The 15,887-nt window shown below is 34.8% G+C and carries 9 protein-coding genes; all 9 read right to left on the reverse strand.

What is annotated here, in order from left to right; all coding sequences use genetic code 11:
• Positions 1-22: 22 nt before the first annotated feature.
• The 9 genes from HQN62_RS11115 to ggt all read right to left on the reverse strand — a co-directional run bounded on the left by HQN62_RS11115 (position 23) and on the right by ggt (position 15,886).
• A complete protein-coding gene (locus tag HQN62_RS11115) occupies positions 23-2,431 on the reverse strand; it encodes an alpha-ketoacid dehydrogenase subunit alpha/beta (protein WP_173504403.1) in 2,409 nt (802 codons plus the stop codon).
• A gap of 187 nt (positions 2,432-2,618) precedes the next feature.
• On the reverse strand, positions 2,619-5,345 hold the full coding sequence (locus HQN62_RS11120) for a gluzincin family metallopeptidase (protein ID WP_254454432.1): 2,727 nt from the start codon (positions 5,343-5,345) through the stop codon (positions 2,619-2,621).
• A gap of 239 nt (positions 5,346-5,584) precedes the next feature.
• Positions 5,585-6,313 (reverse strand): LOG family protein, encoded by a 729-nt coding sequence (locus HQN62_RS11125; RefSeq protein ID WP_173504404.1) that lies wholly within the window; start codon positions 6,311-6,313, stop codon positions 5,585-5,587.
• Positions 6,314-6,595: 282 nt separating this feature from the next.
• Entirely contained in the window at positions 6,596-7,018 is a 423-nt protein-coding gene (locus HQN62_RS11130; RefSeq protein WP_173504405.1) for an endonuclease domain-containing protein, read from the reverse strand.
• Positions 7,019-7,131: 113 nt separating this feature from the next.
• Entirely contained in the window at positions 7,132-9,963 is a 2,832-nt protein-coding gene (gene uvrA / locus HQN62_RS11135) for an excinuclease ABC subunit UvrA (RefSeq protein WP_173504406.1), read from the reverse strand.
• A 299-nt stretch (positions 9,964-10,262) separates the two neighbouring features.
• Positions 10,263-12,056, reverse strand: a complete 1,794-nt coding sequence (locus HQN62_RS11140) for a chloride channel protein (protein ID WP_173504407.1) — start codon at positions 12,054-12,056, stop codon at positions 10,263-10,265.
• Between the two features lie 57 nt (positions 12,057-12,113).
• On the reverse strand, positions 12,114-13,274 hold the full coding sequence (locus HQN62_RS11145; protein ID WP_116798257.1) for a S1 family peptidase: 1,161 nt from the start codon (positions 13,272-13,274) through the stop codon (positions 12,114-12,116).
• 147 nt (positions 13,275-13,421) lie between these two features.
• Complete coding sequence (locus HQN62_RS11150; protein WP_173504408.1) at positions 13,422-14,090, reverse strand: DNA alkylation repair protein; 669 nt, start codon at positions 14,088-14,090, stop codon at positions 13,422-13,424.
• 110 nt (positions 14,091-14,200) lie between these two features.
• Positions 14,201-15,886, reverse strand: a complete 1,686-nt coding sequence (gene ggt / locus HQN62_RS11155) for a gamma-glutamyltransferase (RefSeq protein ID WP_173504409.1) — start codon at positions 15,884-15,886, stop codon at positions 14,201-14,203.
• Position 15,887 lies beyond the last annotated feature (1 nt).

A 15,887-nucleotide genomic window follows, 5' to 3' on the forward strand; every position in this document is an offset into this window, starting at 1 on the left:
TTTTGATTAATGCATTTTAAGTTTAATACAAACTTGGATATTTTGAAGGATTTACTTCGTGCATCATTTCATATATTTTTTCGTAAATATCTTCCGCAGACGGTTTTGAGAAATAATCGCCATCTGTACCATAAGCAGGTCTGTGTGCTTTTGCGGTCAAAGTTTGTGGTTTACTATCTAAATGATTGTAAGCATCTTGTTGTTCTACAATTTGTTGCAAAATGTAAGCAGAAGCTCCACCAGGTAAATCTTCGTCAATAACCAATAAACGATTGGTTTTTGCGATACTTTTTACAATATCACTATGAATGTCAAACGGAAGTAAGGATTGTAAATCGATAATTTCACAATCAATGCCTACTTCAAATAATTCTTTGGCAGCTTGTTCTACCAGTCTCAATGTAGAGCCATAAGAAACAAGTGTTATGTCAGTTCCTTTTCTCAATGTTTCCACAACACCAATTGGTGTTTTGAATTCACCATAATTCAAAGGTGCTTTTTCTTTCAATCGGTAACCGTTCAAACATTCGATAACCAAAGCAGGTTCGTCACATTCCAATAAAGCATTGTAAAAACCAGCTGCTTGTGTCATGTTTCTAGGAACCAAGACATGGATTCCTCTAATGGCATTGATAATCATCCCCATTGGAGAACCGGAATGCCAGATACCTTCCAAACGGTGTCCACGGGTACGTATAATAAGTGGTGCTTTTTGTCTACCAACAGTTCTGTATTGTAATGTAGCCAAATCGTCACTCATGATCTGAATAGCATACAATAGATAATCTAGATATTGTATTTCGGCAATCGGACGTAGTCCTCTCAACGCCATTCCAATTCCTTGACCTAATATAGAAGCTTCACGAATCCCAACATCGGCAACTCGCAACTCACCATATTTCTCTTGCATTCCTTCCAAACCTTGATTTACATCACCAATATTTCCTGCGTCTTCACCAAAAATTAAAGTTTCTGGATATTTTGTAAAAAGTGCATCGAAGTTGTCTCTCAAAATCATTCTACCGTCAGTATCTTCTGTGACATCACTTGGATATTGAGGCAAAACTTCTTTAACAGAAAAAACATTTTTATCCGATTCAGAGAATAAATTACTGCTAAATTTCGGTTGTGTTTTTTTGATATAATTAGTGATCCAATTGGATAATTCAATTTTGTCTTCTTCATTGATAATCAAACGCAATGTTTTTCTTGCGATTACCATTATTTCCTTTTTCAAAGGTGATTTAATACTTTTTAATGCTGCAGCATTTCTAAGGATTTCCTCTTTTTTGGCACTGGTTATTGCTATTCTTTCCAAAATAGCGACCAATTCATTTTGCTCTTCAATTATTGGCCCAATAAAAGCATTCCAAGCGGCTTTTTTACCCTCAAAAACTTCTTTTTTGGCTTCCAAATCGATAGCGTCAATTTCTTCTGGTGACGCAATATTAATGGCAATCATCCATAATTTCATTTGACGAATACAGTCAAAATCTTTTTCCCATGCCAATCGGGCAGCATTTTTATATCTTTCGTGTGAACCAGAACTCGAGTGTCCTTGAGGTTGTGTCAGTTGATCGACATGAATCAAAACAGGAACGTGATTTTCACGGGCGATTTCTGCCGCTTTTTCATAAGTGGCAATCAAATCAACATAATCCCATCCTTTTACTTTTAATATTTCAAAACCATTCGTATTTTCATCTTTTTGGTATCCTTTTAAGATTTCCGAAATACTTTCTTTGGTAGTTTGGTGTCTTGCATGTACAGAAATTCCGTATTCGTCATCCCAAACACTCATCACCATAGGAACTTGTAAAACTCCGGCAGCATTCATGGTTTCAAAAAATAATCCTTCTGATGTGCTTGCATTTCCTATAGTTCCCCATGCAATTTCATTTCCTTCTATTGAAAATTGGTCTGCATTTGGAATTCCTGGAACGTTTCTGTATATCTTTGAGGCTTGCGCCAATCCAAGTAATCTAGGCATTTGTCCAGCTGTTGGAGAAATATCGGCACTAGAATTTTTTTGTTGTGTTAAGTTTTTCCAAGATCCGTCTTCGTTCAAACTATGGGTTACAAAGTGACCACCCATTTGTCTTCCTGCAGACATTGGCTCCAAATCAATATCAGTATGACCATATAAACCGGCAAAAAATTGTTCAATAGTCAATTCGCCAATAGCCATCATAAAAGTTTGATCGCGATAATATCCTGAACGGAAGTCTCCATTTTTAAAGCATTTGGCCATGGCAAGTTGTGGAACTTCTTTTCCATCACCAAAAATACCAAACTTGGCTTTTCCAGTTAATACTTCTTTACGTCCTAATAAACTACATTCTCTGCTTATTATGGCAATTCGGTAATCATTTAAGACTTCGGTTTTAAAATCTTCAAATGTTAAACTAGTATTGACTTTCTCTTTTATCATAATTTAAAAGTATAGCTTTAATGGTGCAAAAGTAATCAAAAACTACGTATATATCATTATGTGATTCTGTATTTTTATAATTTTTTATGAAATAATTTCCAGTAAATCGAATGTATTTTTATCATATATGTAATTTAAACTTAAAAAATTATGTAATAGTTTAATATTTTAAAGTTTTTATTTTGAATTAAAACCATTTTCGGGTAAAAAGATTAATTAATGATTTTGGATTAAAAATAAAGATAAATCGTATTTTTTCACCGTAATTTTTTTGGCTTGGTTCAAATCCATTCGAAGAATACACAGGAAAGAATAATTCGAAGTAATCTTGAACCAAATTTAGCCGTATTCCACTATCATAAACAAAGTTATTATGAAACCCTTTATTTTTTACAAAACCAAAATCAGCATACGCATCTACCCAATTCCATAATAGACTATAACTCAAATTTGTTGTTACCAGCCATTGATTGGATTCCGAAGGATTAACGAACGATTTAAGTCCTCCTTGGCCCATAACGTATTGCTGGCTTAATATTCCAGTTTCATCAGATCGTGCATAAAGAGGATAATCAAACAAATAATCATTAACTCTGGAAACTCCAAAATTATAGTTTTGGGTGTTGTTCGTGTTGTATAAAAAAGTACCAGCAAATGCACGAACATTAAAATAACGATTATCATTAAACAACTTACGATATTCCATTTCAGCTGATATTTTACCAAAATAACCTGAAAACTGTACATCGGTCAAGAATTTAACATGGCTGGCAACCTCCGTTTTTATATTGGAATATTTAAGGTTCAAAATGGAATAATTATCTGTACTATCAATCACAACAGCAGATGGTTCTTTGTAAATGATATTGTATTTTACAAATATGGCCTGTTTTCTATTATCTCTGTACCTAGGTTCCCGAAAGTATAATGACAAACTTGGATACAATTTTAAATAAGCGGCATCCTCGGCATAATGATAATAAGAACCATTCAAAGAATAGCGCATATTATATAGTCTACTTTCTCTTAAATAATGATTTAGGATTAATTGATAACTGCCCACAATTGATTTGGTATTGATGGAGTACATCGGATTTAAGGAAAACATGAACGGTTTGTCAAAGAAACTATAGTTGTAAAAACTGATACCAGGTGCAAACCCATCATATTTATTATAAAATAGTGTAGGTACATAAAATAATTGGGAACGATGCGGATCTTCTAAATCCTCAAAAAAAGTAAGTTTCAATGGACGGTTTAGTGAAAATGGATACAATGATTTCCAATTGTTTCTCAAATTAAACTCAGGTACTTCGTTATTATAATTCAATACCAGTTTATCAATGCCTTTTCTCTCAAAAATGAGTGTAGTATCTATTTCATTGGTTTCGATCCATTTTTTAAAAATAATTTGTTTGTTTTTGATACCAAATACAGGCATTGGAACCAATGGAACTCCTTTGTTTTTTACAGTAAAAATGATGCTGTCTTTTGTTTTGGAAAAATCTCCAAATTTATAGTCAATAGGTACTCGACTATCAATAATATATTTAAAAAACCAGTCAATATTTTTTGGCGCTTTTGATTTCAATATGTTTTCAAAATCATCCCTGTTCGTTTGTACCTCTTTATTAAGTTTGTAGAATTGCTGAATTCCGGACAAAACCAAATCATTTCTAAGGTAATCGTTTAGATATTGTAGGCTCAAACCAGCTTTGTATTTGTTCGCAATTTGCACATTGAATTTTATCAACGTATTTTTTGGCTCATTAAGTGCTTGATCGAGATTTTTACGTGCCATCAACATGTAATAGTAGCTGTATTGATCATTAAAATCAGTTTGCGCCATTTTGAATCCCCTGAATAGAAAGAACTTGGAAGCCGATCCCATCATCTTGCTGTCAGGATGATATTGTTCAATATAATTCATCATGGTAAATATCTGAATGCCATCATAAATCCAATTGTCTTTTCTGGAATCCAACAGCAAACTATTCTTGAGAAAATTATTCAAATAGGTTTTTAAAAATTTTATTTCGAATAAAAAATCAGAATGAAAAGGGCGCATAAATTTTGGCAACTGATTCAGACCATAAAACGGATTTTTTTCATAATCTTCCTCAGAAACGATGATTTTCCCAAAAGGATATTGTCCAATTTGAGTATTGGCAAAATCAACCACTCGCTTGATGATTGCTGTTTTCAATGAGTCATCAAATCTTCCCGAACTTAAATTGGTCATGACTTCAAAAGCGCCAATTTTATAACTTCTGTAACTCGATTCTTTTTCAATAATTAAATCAAAATCGGTTCTGTTTTTACCTGAAAGATTGACATTGGTTTCTTGTTCGGTTGCAGTGAAATTGTTAACAGTTAAATCCGTTGTTACTGCGTTTTTATTGGTAATTTTCAAATCAACATCAAAATCCGAAACTCCATTAGCAATATCGTCAAGGCTTTCATTACTGTATTTTATAAATTGATGATTTTCATAACGGACAGGGGTAAGGAACCAGTTTTTGAGATGCATGCCATATTTTTCAAAATGACCATATTTGGTAAATTTGTTGCTTGGAATCATGGAAATATAAGTAAGATGCAATTTTACTTTTTGGTTTGGAGCCAATGTATGATGTAGTAAAACCTCAATATAATCAGGATTTTTTTTGGTTCTTTCCCATGTAAAAACATTTTTATCGTTATCCTCGATAATTAAATTAACGGTTCCTCCACGATCTTCTGCTAGCGCCATGTGAAACTTATTGTAGAACTCGTCCGAAAAACGTTTCCCCAATGGGCTCTCTCTATCTGAAAAAGCATTGTTCCAATCATTCAACACTATAGAGGTTAAAGTATCATTAGTCTGGTTATAAAAGGTAATTTCTTGATCAACTGTCAGGGTATTAGAATTCATATTCACTGCCACAGACATTTTAGAGTGATGCTGTGCATATTGTTTGTGGAAAACCAACAAAACAATTAAGAATAGTATGATTTTACCGTGAGTTTTCAATCTGGGGTGATATATAAGTTTCTAAAAAAGTATAAATCTAAGACAATTTACAAAAAATTAAGAAAAGGCCAGTATTTAATAGTCAAAATACACTAATATGCGTTAAAAAAAAAGAACCGTTTGTAAAACGGCTCTCAGTATTAAAAATTAGGACTTAAATCGTACTTTTTATAGAAATTATCCAGTACCGCGACTACTTCATCTTCGGTATCTACTATTTTAAAGAGATTCAAATCATCTGGACTTATCGTGTGTTCTCTTTCTATCAGTACTGTTTTTATCCAATCAATCAAACCAGACCAAAATGCAGTTCCAACCAATATAATCGGGAATTTGCCTATTTTTTTGGTCTGAATTAGGGTAATCGCCTCAAATAATTCGTCCAAAGTTCCAAATCCTCCTGGCATCACCACAAATCCTTGCGAATATTTTACAAACATTACTTTTCGAACAAAGAAATAATCAAAATTCAAGTTTTTGTCTCTATCAATATAAGGGTTAAAATGCTGTTCGAAAGGCAATTCAATGTTAAGCCCCACCGAAGTTCCTCCACCCAAATGCGCGCCCTTGTTTCCAGCTTCCATAATTCCGGGACCACCGCCCGTAATCACGCCATAACCCGCCTTACTGATTTTGAAAGCAATTTTTTCAGCCAGTAAATAATAATGATCCTCCGGTTTTATCCTCGCCGAACCAAAAATAGTCACACAGGGTCCAATACGACTCATCGAATCATATCCGTTTACAAACTCTGCCATGATTTTAAAAATGGCCCAACTATCGTTTGTTTTTATCTCATTCCAAGTTTTACGCTTTAATTTATCTTGGATTACTCTGTCTTCGTCGTTGTCAAAATCTTCTAATCTCATATGTTTTGTTTTTTAGGAGCTATTTCCAGCTATCCGTTTCAATCTTATGAGCCGAACCCTGGCTCATAAGGATTTCCACTACTATCTGGGCTAGGGCATCTGTTTTTAATTCAACTTTAATCTTTGATAAACATGTTTAACTAAGATAACTCTTTTTTCAAAAACTGCGCCGTATTGCTTTTTTTTTAAAAAAAATTTAACGAGTTCCTGTCAACAAAAGTTGTTCGTTTGATTTCCCCTCCATTGGAGGGGTGCCTGAAAGGCGGGGTGGTTTTTAAATGTTCATCCAAATTCCTCAATAATATATTTTTCTAGTTCAATCATTACATTATTCAAATCATGTTTTACTCTTAAATCAGAGATTCTATAAACTTTTAACCCTAAAGAAACGAGATAATCTTCTCTCTTTTGGTCGTACTCTTCTTTGTTATCATGGCTCGAACCGTCAATTTCGATTACTAAGCCTAAGGTTTTTACATAAAAATCTACAATAAAATTCCCTATGATTCTTTGTCGGTCGAAATCTATTTTCCAAAATTTTGCTTTGTGAACTTGCATCCAAAAAATAACTTCTGACAGTACACCTGCTTTACGCAATGCTCGGGCTCGCGCTTTTAATTTTATGTTATAGGGTAAATCTTCGATGAAATTCCTATAGATAGGATGCTTGTCTATATAAGCTGTAATTTCTCTATTGTTTTCCATTTTATACTTTTTCTAATGAGACTTTCTTTAATGTGAAAGTACAAAAAAATATAGGAAAAATAATCAAAAAAAACCACCCCGCCCGTTGGGCACCCCTCCATTGGAGGGGAATTTTATAATAACTCTTTTTTCAAAAACTGCGCCGTATAGCTTTTTTTATTTTTCACAATTTCCTCAGGAGTTCCTTTGGCTACAAGTTGTCCACCGCCTTTTCCGCCTTCGGGGCCAATGTCAATAATGTAATCGGCTAGTTTGATTACGTCCATATTGTGTTCGATAATCAAGATGGTATTTCCTTTATCAACTAGTTTATTAATTACATCCATCAACACCCTAATATCTTCAAAATGCAAACCGGTTGTCGGTTCGTCAAGAATGTAAAATGTATTTCCGGTGTCTTTTTTTGACAATTCACCGGCCAGTTTGATACGTTGTGCTTCACCGCCCGAAAGTGTGGTACTTTGTTGTCCAAGCGTGATATACCCTAAACCAACATCCTGAATAGTCTTTACTTTTCTATAAATTTTAGGTATGTTTTCAAAGAAAGGTACCGCTTCGTCAACGGTCATGTTCAACACATCCGAAATGGATTTTCCTTTATAGCGAATCTCTAATGTTTCTCTATTGAAACGCTTTCCTTGGCAGGTCTCACATTCTACATACACATCAGGCAAAAAGTTCATTTCAATGGTACGAACTCCAGAACCTTCACAGGTTTCGCAACGGCCTCCCTTTACATTAAAACTAAAACGTCCCGCTTTATACCCACGAATCATACTTTCGGAAGTCATTGTATATAGGTTTCGTATTTCGGTAAAAACTTCAGTGTAGGTTGCAGGATTGGAACGCGGTGTTCGTCCAATCGGGCTTTGGTCGATATCGATCACTTTGTCGATATGTTCCAAACCTTCTATTTTTTTATACGGCATCGGAATTTTAACACCATTAAAATAATAGGCATTCAAAATAGGGTAGAGGGTTTCGTTAATCAATGTTGATTTCCCGCTTCCCGAAACTCCCGTAACGCATATCATTTTACCCAAAGGCAATTCAATTGAAACATTTTTTAGGTTATTTCCTGTAGCTCCGGTTAATTTCAGGAATTTTCCATTCCCTTCACGGCGTTTTTCGGGAATTTCCAATTTCATTTTGCCATTCAAATACTGAGCAGTAATCGTATCCGAAGCCAATGTTTCGGCCGGAGTCCCAATACTGATGATTTCCCCTCCGTATTTCCCTGCTTTTGGACCAATATCGATTACATAATCCGCGCGTTCGATCATGTCTTTATCGTGTTCAACCACAATAACAGAGTTACCAATGTCACGCAATTGCTCCAAAGAATGAATCAGCTTATCGTTGTCTCTTTGGTGTAAACCAATACTTGGTTCATCCAAAATATATAAAACACCCACCAATTGCGACCCAATTTGTGTCGCCAAACGGATACGTTGTGCTTCACCACCCGAAAGTGATTTGGAACTTCGGCTTAAAGCTAAATATTCCAATCCTACATTCATTAAGAAAGCCAAACGGTCTTTGATTTCCTTAATTACTTCGGTAGCAATTCTTTTTTGTTTGTCTGATAAATGTTTGTTTAAATCCAAAAACCAAGCTGTCAAATCCGAAATATCCATATCACACAACTCGGATATGCTTTTTTCGTTTATTCTAAAATAATTGGCTTCCTTTTTCAAACGGGAACCTTCGCAAACAGGACATTTTATTTCGTCCATAAATTCCTTGGCCCAACGCTTAATGGTTGTCGAACCACTTTCATCATGTTGGTTTTTTATGAAATGGGAGATTCCTTCAAAGTCAATTTTATAATCGCGTGCAACTCCTAAAACTTCAGAATTAATGGTGAATTTTTCTTTTCCGCCATTCAAAATCATTTCTATTGCTTCTGAAGGAATTTTTTCGATGGCATCGGTTAATTTAAAACCATATTTCTCACCTATAATCTCCATTTGTTTGAAAATCCAAGATGATTTGTATTCACCTAAAGGCGCAAATCCCCCAGCTTTGATGGATAATTTAGGATTCGGAATAATCTTGCCAACATTAATTTGATTGACAGTTCCCAATCCGTTGCAATTATCGCAAGCTCCTTTGGGTGAATTGAAAGAAAATAAATTTGGTTCTGGATTTTGATAGGATATTCCTGTAGTCGGACACATCAAGTTCCTACTGAAATAACGAACTTCATTGGTGTCCTGATCCAAAACCATCAAAACATTTTCGCCATGATGCATTGCAGTGTTGATACTTTCGGACAGGCGTTTTTCGTTATCAGGTGTGTTTTCAATCAGCATTCTGTCGACAACAATCTCGATATCGTGGGTTTTGTAACGATCCAATTTCATTCCCGAAACCAAATCCAGAATATCTCCGTTGACACGAACTTTTAAGAATCCTTGTTTGGTTATTTGCTGAAAAAGCTCGGCATAATGTCCTTTTCTTGCTCGAATAACCGGAGCGAGAATATTGATTCGTTTTCCTGTAAAATCCTGAATAATTAAATCTTTGATTTGGTCATCGGAGTAAGAGACCATTTTTTCACCGGTATTGTAACTGTAGGCATCGGCACCACGGGCATAAAGCAAACGCAGGAAATCATAAATTTCGGTGATGGTTCCCACTGTAGAACGCGGACTTTTACTGGTAGTTTTTTGCTCGATGGCAATAACAGGCGAGAGTCCGTCAATTTTATCGACATCGGGACGTTCCAAACCACCTAGAAATTGCCTCGCATAAGCTGAAAACGTTTCTACATAACGGCGTTGTCCTTCGGCATAAATAGTGTCGAAAGCCAATGAGGATTTTCCAGAGCCCGAAAGACCCGTTATGACTACCAGTTTTTCACGGGGAATGGAAACATCTATATTTTTTAGATTGTGAACGCGGGCACCTTGAACCTCAATCGTATTGTTTGTATCTAGCATAATTTTTGCAAAAAAGCAAAGTTACCATTTTGATTGCTACTTTTGATAGAACAGTATGGAAGATTGTGTTAAAAAAAGGAGGAACTTTTGATTTAAGATTAACGATTTTGTATTTCAGATTTGAAAAATTTAAAAGTTCTTGAAAAATGAAAAGACTTCGTTTTCTGTAAACTTCTTGTGTGTACGTGAGGGATAGAACAAGGCGCCATAGCGCTCGTGATAGCCCGACGCTATTGAGTAAATGGGCCTATAAGCGGCACTATAAATAAGCCCATTTACTCGATAGGGTCACGCCCAAATTATTCTATCGTCATAGATTTTAACTTGGTTCTATATGCTTCGAGCGCCACAGATTTGGATATAAAACCATAATATTTATCATTACTTATTACAGGAAGGAAGGCTTTTTTGGAAGCTTCAAATTTGTCCATGACAATTTCCATACTATTGGAAGGATTGACAATGGCAACTGGTTGCACCATGATTTCTTTGACTAAAGTGTATTTCACTCTATATGGATTGAAAATTATCTCCCGAATATCATTAAAATGCACAATTCCCAATAACCGATTGTCAGGTGAAACTACAGGAAAAATAACTTGATTAGAATGTGAGATTAAATCAACCAATTTTTCAAGATTTTCATCTGGAGAAATCTTCAGATAATCAGTTTGAATTATTGATTGTGTCTCTAATGTCGATAAGACGTTAGAATCTTTATTACTTGTAAACGCATGTCCTTTCTTGGCCAGGTTCTTAACATCTAAAGAATGTTTTTCAAACCGTTTGGAAATAGCAAAACTAATCGAAGCAACAATCATAAGAGGAATCATCAATCCATAACCTCCTGTTATTTCAGCAATTAAAAAGATTGCCGTTAAAGGCGCATGAAATAATCCGCTCAAAATTCCTGCCATGCCCACCATAGTAAAGTTACCGACCGGTAAATTTGTCAAACCTATTAGATTCAATAATTTTGAAAAGAAAAAACCAACATAAGAACCTAAAAAAAGGGAAGGGGCAAAATTACCTCCATTACCGCCACTGCCTAAAGTTATTCCAGTAGCAAAGGCTTTTAACATAAAAGAACAACCAACAAAAGCCAATAATGCCCAATTGTTATTTCTAAATCCGCTAAAAAAAGTATTTTCTAATAATTCTCCTGGATCACTACCAGACAAAGTCCTGATGCTCTCGTAACCTTCTCCAAAAAGTGTTGGAAAAATAAATATTAAAAGCGCCAATATAGAAGCGCCAATCAACGCTTTTGTATAAAGTGGATATCGAATATGGGCAAAAAAGTGCTCCGTTCTTTGGAAATTACGAGCATAAAATACCGATACAAAACCAGTAAATACACCGAGAAGCACATAATATGGCATATTATGGTAATTAAAAGTTTGTCTGCTTGGGAAATTTAATAAAATCGATTCATCTAAGGCAATTGCCGATACTAAAGCCCCTGTGGCAGCTGCTATCATTATTGGGGTAAAAGCCGAAATACTGACATCAACCAATAGAACTTCAATAGCAAATAGAACTCCTGCTATTGGGGCGTTAAATGCAGCAGCTATTCCAGCTGCAACTCCGCAACCAATGAGTAATGTTCTGTCTTTATAGTGCAGTTTATATCTTTGGGCATAATTAGAGCCAAAGGCTGCCCCGGTAACCACGATCGGACTTTCAAGACCTGCCGAACCTCCCAAACCTACGGTAAGCGAACTTGTCATGATTTGGGCATACATCTGTTTTTTTGGAATAATACTCGCTTTTTTGGCTACAGCATATAGAATTTGTGAAGTTCCTTTTTCAATAGTTCCTCCCAGAAAACGTTTTACGACAAATACCGTAAGCATAATACCAATTACAGGCAATAATATCTTTATAATTCCTATCTTAAAAAAATTGGTGTGAAAAGTTATATATGTCGCAAACCTGAAAACCCAATGGGCAAATGTTTTTAATACAATAACAGCTATAGCAGATGAAATTCCAACTAAAACACTGGATAAAAAGATAAATTGCTTTGGGCTGAAAGCAGATTGGGATAAAGCAAGCAGCTGTTCTATTTTTGAAAAAAACTTTTTAAACATTATCTCTTTAAAGTTGGTTTATCACAAAATTAAGCTTTTTAATGCAAAAAGTACAAACTATTCCATCAAAGACATAGCGTGTTTGGCAACAATTCCAAAATTATATCCTTGCGCTTCATCATAGCCTGCATAGTTGATTGCAATAAGTTGACCACATTCGTTAAATACAGGAGAACCACTCGCGCCATGAGTAGAAGTTACGTTATACTGTACACTAACACCGTCTGATTCTTTATTGATTTGTCCCTCATAAACTTGCACTTTTATCCCTCTGCGCGTGTTCGCCAATTGTAATCCCATTGGATAACCAATCAAAATGGCATTGGTTCCCGGTTTGATGCTTGCATCATCTTTTACGGCATCGTCTAAATCAACTATATCCGAAACCGAAGCTGGCAAACTTTCGCTTATCAATTGCAAAACGGCAACATCAACTTCATCTCCGTCGGCTATTTTGAATACTTTGCATTGTAACCAATTGTCTTTTGAACCGTGTAGCGCTATGCTAATTTCAACTGTTTTAGGAACGATTTTGATATCCTCAAGGTTTGTATATGTAATTTGGCTAGTTACAGCTTTTTCTTCTGTTTTATTATCTGCTATCAAATCATTTACTTCACTATTTACACTCGAAGAATCAACATTTGCAATAGGTGCATTGTTTTCTGCAGCAGCTTCTTCTTCAGAATAATCTCCTTCGCCTTCTTCATCGTAATAGTCATTCCAGTGTGATTCAAGATAAGTTTTATAGTCTTTTTTATCAATGGAATCAGGTAAAATAGATGCGATATGGTCTTTTAAATCGCCAAAATCTTCATTTTTAGATTCGGTATATTTCCAAGGTTCGGCAACGTGATGATTGGTAACTATTTTTCCATCCTCAGATACAAAAAATCCTGTTCCAGAAATTGTTTTTTCTCCCAATGAACTATCGTCAACAGCAATTTGAAAAGGTTCAGAGCCTTTGATTGAAATTTGCAAAGCGTATGTATGTTTGACAAGTACAACAGCATCTTTGTATTTTTCATAAATCTGAGTTTGATTATTAAGGCAGACAACTTCTTTTTTATTGAATTTGGCCCAAACTCTTGGAATTATTATTAACCCCAGAACAAATAGTACGCCAATAATTAATGCTATTTTTTTATTTCTTGCTTTGTTATTGGTTTGCAATGGATTTGTATTGTTATTTTCTTCTGAAGTTTGATTTTCTGACATTTTACTAATTTTTTGAAAGCAAATTTAGTAAAACAAAACGTACTAATTATATGCTGGTTTATTTAAATTGAAACAATTTTCACTTAAATATATAAGATTTTGCAAATCAAGTCATTGTGTTTATTTCAAGAATAAAAACATGCTTATTTATTTTATATTTTTCAAAGCTTCTTTTTCGCTCAATTTTTTTAGATTGGAAACGGATACAAAATCATTTACTGCTTCGGGATTTGTTTTGGCATATTCTCGTAATGCCCAACCAATGGCTTTTTGAATGAAAAATTCAGTTGAAGTTTTATGTTCCTCGCAGATTGATTTTAATAAATCAAAATTTGTTTTTTCTTTATAACCCAACTGGAAAAGAATAGCGCTTCGATTCAACCACATATTCTCGGAGTTTGAAAAACGACTAATGACAGCATCAGTTTCTAAAGGGAATTTACGCAAATAATCGCCCAAAATAAATTTAGCAATAACATCAACAGTATCCCACCAAGAGTTTGTAATTATAAGTTTTTCGATAAGCTGAATATCCTCTTTTATATAATTATCTTTTAGATTTTTTATCAAAATTTCTAGGGCGCAATAATGTAGCTCCCTTTCTTTTTTCGAATATAAAAACAAAGAAATTTCCCTTGGATTGTCGGAAACTTCTTTTTGGTTTTCGGTCCAAATAGTTTTGAAAATTCGTCTTCTTTCCTCTGTTTTTATTCCGAAAAACTGAAAATTATTTTTCATGTATTTTGACATAGCAACAGCATTTTCGGTATTGCTGTTTTCTGTAAAAGCTTTCTCTAAAAAAGGAATAAAATTCATAATAATTAAAAATTCAATGGCAATAGCAATGCCAATTTCAATGACAATGAGAAAATTTAAATTCCAAAATTAAATAGATAAACTGAAATCTAAATTCTAAAATCTGCATTCTAAAACCCTGCAGCCTTATCATCACCTCTGTAATCAGCACCTCCTTCAATTTTGCCATCAGGGAGAACCAAAATGGCATCTACTTTTCCAATTACAGGCGTTGTTTTTTCATTGATGATATATCCTTTGGCTTTTAATTTTTCAAAAGTCTTTGTGTCGAAAGTATTGGGCTCAAATGTAATGACATCCGGCAACCATTGATGATGAAATCTTGGAGCGTTTACTGCTTCTTGCATGCCTAAATGGTATTCATAAACATTCAGAATCGTTTGCAAAACCGAAGTAATAATGGTAGATCCTCCAGGGGAACCAACGACCATAAACAATTTACCGTCTTTTTCTACAATTGTGGGTGTCATGGAACTCAGCATTCTTTTTTGCGGAGCTATGCTATTGGCTTCATTTCCGACCAATCCAAACATATTTGGTTCGCCAGGTTTGGCACTGAAATCATCCATTTCATTATTTAAAAAAAAGCCCAACTCATCACAATAATACTTTGAACCATAACCGTCGTTTAAAGTTGTTGTTGCCGCGACTGCATTCCCAAATTGATCTACGATAGAGTAGTGGGTAGTCTCGGTGCTTTCATTATAAGTTACTTTTCCTTCCTTAATTTCAGATGATAAAGTAGCTTTATTTACATTAAAACTAGACATTCTTTGTTTTAAATAAGCATCAGCCATTAACGCTTTCAAAGGAATTTTTACAAAATCGGGATCACCAAGAAAATAACTTCTGTCTGCATAGGCACGGCGCTCGGCTTCTACAGTTAATTGAATCGATTCATCTGAATTGTGTCCCATTTTGGATAAGTCATAAGGCTCAATCATTTTTAAAATCTGTGCCAGACAAATACCACCACTGCTTGGAGGTGCCATCGAAATTATTTTTAAATCTTTATATGCAAAAGATAGGGGAGTTCTCCATTTGGCTTCATATTTAGCCAAATCTTTCATCGTAATAATTCCGCCTTTTTCTTTAAGGTATTTGACCAAAATTTTTGCGGTTTGGCCTTTATAAAACTCATTTCGCCCATTTTGGGAAATTCTTCTCAAAGTGGATGCCAAGGCTGGATATTTTATGGTGTCATTTTCTTTGTATAAAGTAGAATATAATGAACTTGTTCCGTTTATTTTAACCAGTTCATCATGATAATCACTCAAACGGTTTGCTTGTTTTTTAGTAACAATAACTCCTCTTTTGGCTAAAGCAATAACGGGTTTCAAAATTTCGGACATTGGCATTGAACCAAATTTTTTATGAACAGCAAAAACACCTGCTATAGTTCCAGGAACTCCAATAGCAAGCGGACTTTCGGTACTTTTTCCTTTAATTACTTTACCATCTTTGTCCAGAAACATATTTTTGGATGCAGCCAAAGGCGCTTTTTCTCTGTAATCTAAAGAACCTACTTCACCATTTGCTTTTCGAAATACCATAAATCCTCCCCCTCCAAGATTTCCCGCATAAGGATAGGCTACCGCCAAAGCCAATTCGGTGGCGACCATTGCATCAAAGGCATTTCCTCCTTTTTGCATAATTTCAGCTCCAATTTTGGAAGCTTCTTCCCGTGCCGAAACGACCATAGCTTTATCAGCAATAAGACCTGTGGTTTTTGTTATGCTAGTTTGTGCAAAACTGTTCAAACAGATAAATAGTATAAAAATAGATGCTTTTTTCATT

Source organism: Flavobacterium sp. M31R6, assembly GCF_013284035.1.
Classification (GTDB): Bacteria; Bacteroidota; Bacteroidia; order Flavobacteriales; family Flavobacteriaceae; genus Flavobacterium.

Coding starts and splice junctions, on each gene's coding strand:
- HQN62_RS11145 (WP_116798257.1), bottom strand. CDS start 13,274: ATGTCAGAAAATCAAACTTCAGAAGAAAATAACAATACAAATCCATTG.
- HQN62_RS11140 (WP_173504407.1), bottom strand. CDS start 12,056: ATGTTTAAAAAGTTTTTTTCAAAAATAGAACAGCTGCTTGCTTTATCC.
- ggt (WP_173504409.1), bottom strand. CDS start 15,886: ATGAAAAAAGCATCTATTTTTATACTATTTATCTGTTTGAACAGTTTT.
- HQN62_RS11120 (WP_254454432.1), bottom strand. CDS start 5,345: ATGAATTCTAATACCCTGACAGTTGATCAAGAAATTACCTTTTATAAC.
- uvrA (WP_173504406.1), bottom strand. CDS start 9,963: ATGCTAGATACAAACAATACGATTGAGGTTCAAGGTGCCCGCGTTCAC.
- HQN62_RS11115 (WP_173504403.1), bottom strand. CDS start 2,431: ATGATAAAAGAGAAAGTCAATACTAGTTTAACATTTGAAGATTTTAAA.
- HQN62_RS11130 (WP_173504405.1), bottom strand. CDS start 7,018: ATGGAAAACAATAGAGAAATTACAGCTTATATAGACAAGCATCCTATC.
- HQN62_RS11150 (WP_173504408.1), bottom strand. CDS start 14,090: ATGAATTTTATTCCTTTTTTAGAGAAAGCTTTTACAGAAAACAGCAAT.
- HQN62_RS11125 (WP_173504404.1), bottom strand. CDS start 6,313: ATGAGATTAGAAGATTTTGACAACGACGAAGACAGAGTAATCCAAGAT.